The sequence below is a fragment of the Amycolatopsis sp. NPDC114484 genome (genome assembly GCF_055633755.1).
The window spans coordinates 1-2836 of sequence record NZ_JBVKDQ010000056.1 but is presented as its reverse complement, the minus strand read 5'-3'; the positions used below and the strand labels follow the sequence as shown (position 1 = coordinate 2836).

Here is a 2836-nt window from a genome sequence, read left to right as displayed (position 1 = left end):
GCAAAACGGTTGTGCCAGGGCTGACGGTTTCCGGTCGCGCGCGCGGCGACCCAGCCCGGAGGGCTTGTGATCAGGAGGTCGGGGACGAGGTCGACGTCAAACAACGCGGCGACTGTCGGCATCGGCGGCCCGGCGGGCGGCGGGACTTCTCTCTCGACCCGCTTGTACAGGAACTGTGCCGCGGCCAGTTCCCCGCGGCTCACCGGTGCCGTCAGTGTCGAACCGTCCGGGCCGTAATGCCGCTCGTGCAGCTTCTCCAATGCCGATCCCAGTTCCGCCAGCAATTGAGCCGCGTCTTCCGGGATCGTCGCACTCTGGCCGGTCGCCAACATGCGAGTTTGATACCAGTCCCACGCGCGTTTGACGCCCTCAACCGCTGTCATGCCGCCTGCCCTTCCCGACCGGGTCGAATGATGGTTTCACATGGGTCGGCGGGCCGAGAGCGCGGCGGACACGAGATTCATGACGCTGCCGTCGACAGCTCGGGAATTTGCCCCGCACCGGATCTTCCGGCGCGATCGGCAACAGGCCCGTCGCCCCCCGGTGCCGCGGTGTCACTCGCATCGCTCCTGCCGTCGAGCCGCGCCGAAAACGTACTCCGCCACAGGGCTGGCCCCGCGCCCCCAGCGGACGATTCAACGTACGATGAGCACTGCCGTGCTCTCCGCTTCCATCACCGGCACTCTTCGCCGGCCGCGCTCGACGCAGGAACGAAGAAGTCGTGTGACGCACCGGTACGAGGTTGTGGACGCCCCCTTGCCGCAGCGCGCCTCGACGAGTCCCGGCACCCTCTATGCTCAACTCGGCAACCAGCATGGTCGTGCAGGGCAGCGCCGGCATCCCGCACCGCTGTCACCGGTAATCGGCTCACCGGTCAAACGCGAGACTCTCGCCTCGGGGACAGCCCGCGTCCGCGCCTGAACCGGACGCCGCGGCGCGATTTCAGCACTGTGCGGGGAAAACTCGGTTGTGACTGCCCGTCGTGCACGCGCACTCGCCGGCATGCCCGACCTGGCCGGCTCCGGCACTTGGCCGACACGCGCGACCAAGCCATGCGAAGGCGGCCCTCGGGGACGCCGACGACCGGCACCGCCCGCCGCAAAGGCGGGACGCCAATGGTGTCCACGATTGCCAGGTCAGCCTCGGTCACACTCGTTACACGGCCGACGAGCCGCCCGGAGTTCACCGAATCGCCCTCTGATTCCCGGACCTCCGGACGGTGCGTCTGGCAGGTTGTCGGCGGCCATCGGCAGGAGCCTGGCGTCAGGGCGGCGCTCGGGCGGGCGGTTGCCCGGTCGGTCCCGGATCAGTCCCGCACCCCGCTCGGCTGGCTCTGGGGACTCCTCGTCCGTGTCCTTGGCTCGCCGGCAGGAATGCTCGGAGAAGATCTCCGCCCGCGTGCGGGTGCGCCCGAAGTTCGAGGCCGCGCTGGGGCCTGCCGCCACATCAAAGCCCGCGCCCCGTCCTGCCGCGTGACCCGGACCGTGTTCGAGATGAAGCGGCTGGGCCGCGGCCAGGCTGAGTTGACCGCGCTGGCGGATTGCCTGACCGCGCACGGCATCGTGCCGGAGATGCTCGGTGGACCGCTGCCTGGCATCTACGACCCAACCGGCGCCGGTCGCGTCGTGCTCGCGTTTTTCGCCGCGATGGCCGAAATCGGCCAGGAGAACATCCGCGGGGCCACGCCGGAAGGTCTGAATGCCGTGTCCCGCAAGGGAAAAACACGGCGGCCGGCCGCCGGTCGCTACCGGCGAAATGCTGCGCACCGTGCTGCGCCGCCGTGCTGGCGGCGAGTCGGTCGACGACATCCAGCCCGACGATCATCCTCAGCGGGAAGCGCAAGGGCCGCGATCCCGGCGTGGCCAGCAGCTACCGGGCGCTGGCCGAGCACCTCCGGCGCGAGCGATTCCCCGAGGCGATCGACCAAGCCCCGCACCGAGTTCGCGGAGCTCGGCTCGGCTACCTGACCGGATCGCCGCTGGTTAGGCATGTCCGCCCGAGTTGGCGGATGCTACGGCGACCCCAGGGCCGTCGTGGGCTCAGCGCAAGCGAGGGTTCCTCGGCGGGAACCCCGGGGTCCGTTCCGCCCAGGACCAGGGCTGGACCCGCGGATTCGGCTCAACCCCGAGTGCCGCGTTCGATCGCGGTTTCCAGAAGTTGCCGGGACGAGCCGGCGTAGCGGATGGCGCTCTCGCGGGCCAGCAGCCGTGCCTGGCACCAGCACAAGCGGCAGTACCGCGTGCGCAGTGGTTCCCGCCGGCCGCATCCAGCGCACTCGCCGACGGCGTGCTTCCGGCCGAACAGGCAGCAGGCCACGCTGAGCCCACGCGTCATGGCGGCGCCCAGACCGAGCAGCGCACGCAGGTGCGCACCGCGCCGCAGATGCAGCTCCTCGTCGTCATTCCGGTGGCAGGGAGCGGCCGTCGCGACGTTTCGGTGTCACGGCGGGCCCGTCGCTGCCGTCGCGGCGGTCAGCGACATCGATTCCGTGCCGGGCCGGGGGACCTTCTCCGGTTCGGCGACGAGCACGTCGCTGACCGGGCAGCCGAGAACGGCGCAGACGAGGTCGTCGAGTTCGACGCTGGCCGGGTCGCCGGACCACGGACCGGACATCTTCCCGGCGGGGATCACCAGGCCGCGTTCCGCGAGCGGGCGCTGCAACTCGCCGGCCTTCCGGCAGCCGCGATTCGCCGCGGCCAGGAGCAGATTCCACTTCGTGACAGCAGTCCTCCCAACCGCGCGGCGGCGCGCTGCCGGCCGGCGAGCCAGGCTTCTTCGATCCGCGTGCGGTGCACGTGAACGCAGTTCAGGGTCGAGGCGAGCCAGGCGTGCCCGA

Annotated in this window: 3 protein-coding genes; 1 reads left to right on the top strand and 2 read right to left on the bottom strand. The window is 70.5% G+C overall.

Annotated features, from left to right (window positions below):
* A partial coding sequence (locus ACZ7SW_RS46685; RefSeq protein WP_470236826.1) for a hypothetical protein occupies positions 1-383 on the bottom strand: 383 nt, incomplete at its 3' end.
* Between the two features lie 1110 nt (positions 384-1493).
* On the opposite strand from ACZ7SW_RS46685, the gene ACZ7SW_RS46680 reads away from it, so the two are divergent.
* Positions 1494-1967: a recombinase family protein gene (locus ACZ7SW_RS46680; protein WP_470236825.1), complete on the top strand. Its 474-nt coding sequence runs from the start codon at positions 1494-1496 to the stop codon at positions 1965-1967.
* A 472-nt stretch (positions 1968-2439) separates the two neighbouring features.
* On the opposite strand, the gene ACZ7SW_RS46675 is transcribed toward ACZ7SW_RS46680, so the two are convergent.
* Positions 2440-2836, bottom strand: a 397-nt coding sequence (locus ACZ7SW_RS46675) for a helix-turn-helix domain-containing protein (protein WP_470236824.1), incomplete at its 5' end; no start/stop codon positions are given.

Excerpts from the sequence above, each read along its gene's own strand:
- ACZ7SW_RS46680 (WP_470236825.1), top strand. The coding sequence starts at position 1,494 with ATGAAGCGGCTGGGCCGCGGCCAGGCTGAGTTGACCGCGCTGGCGGAT.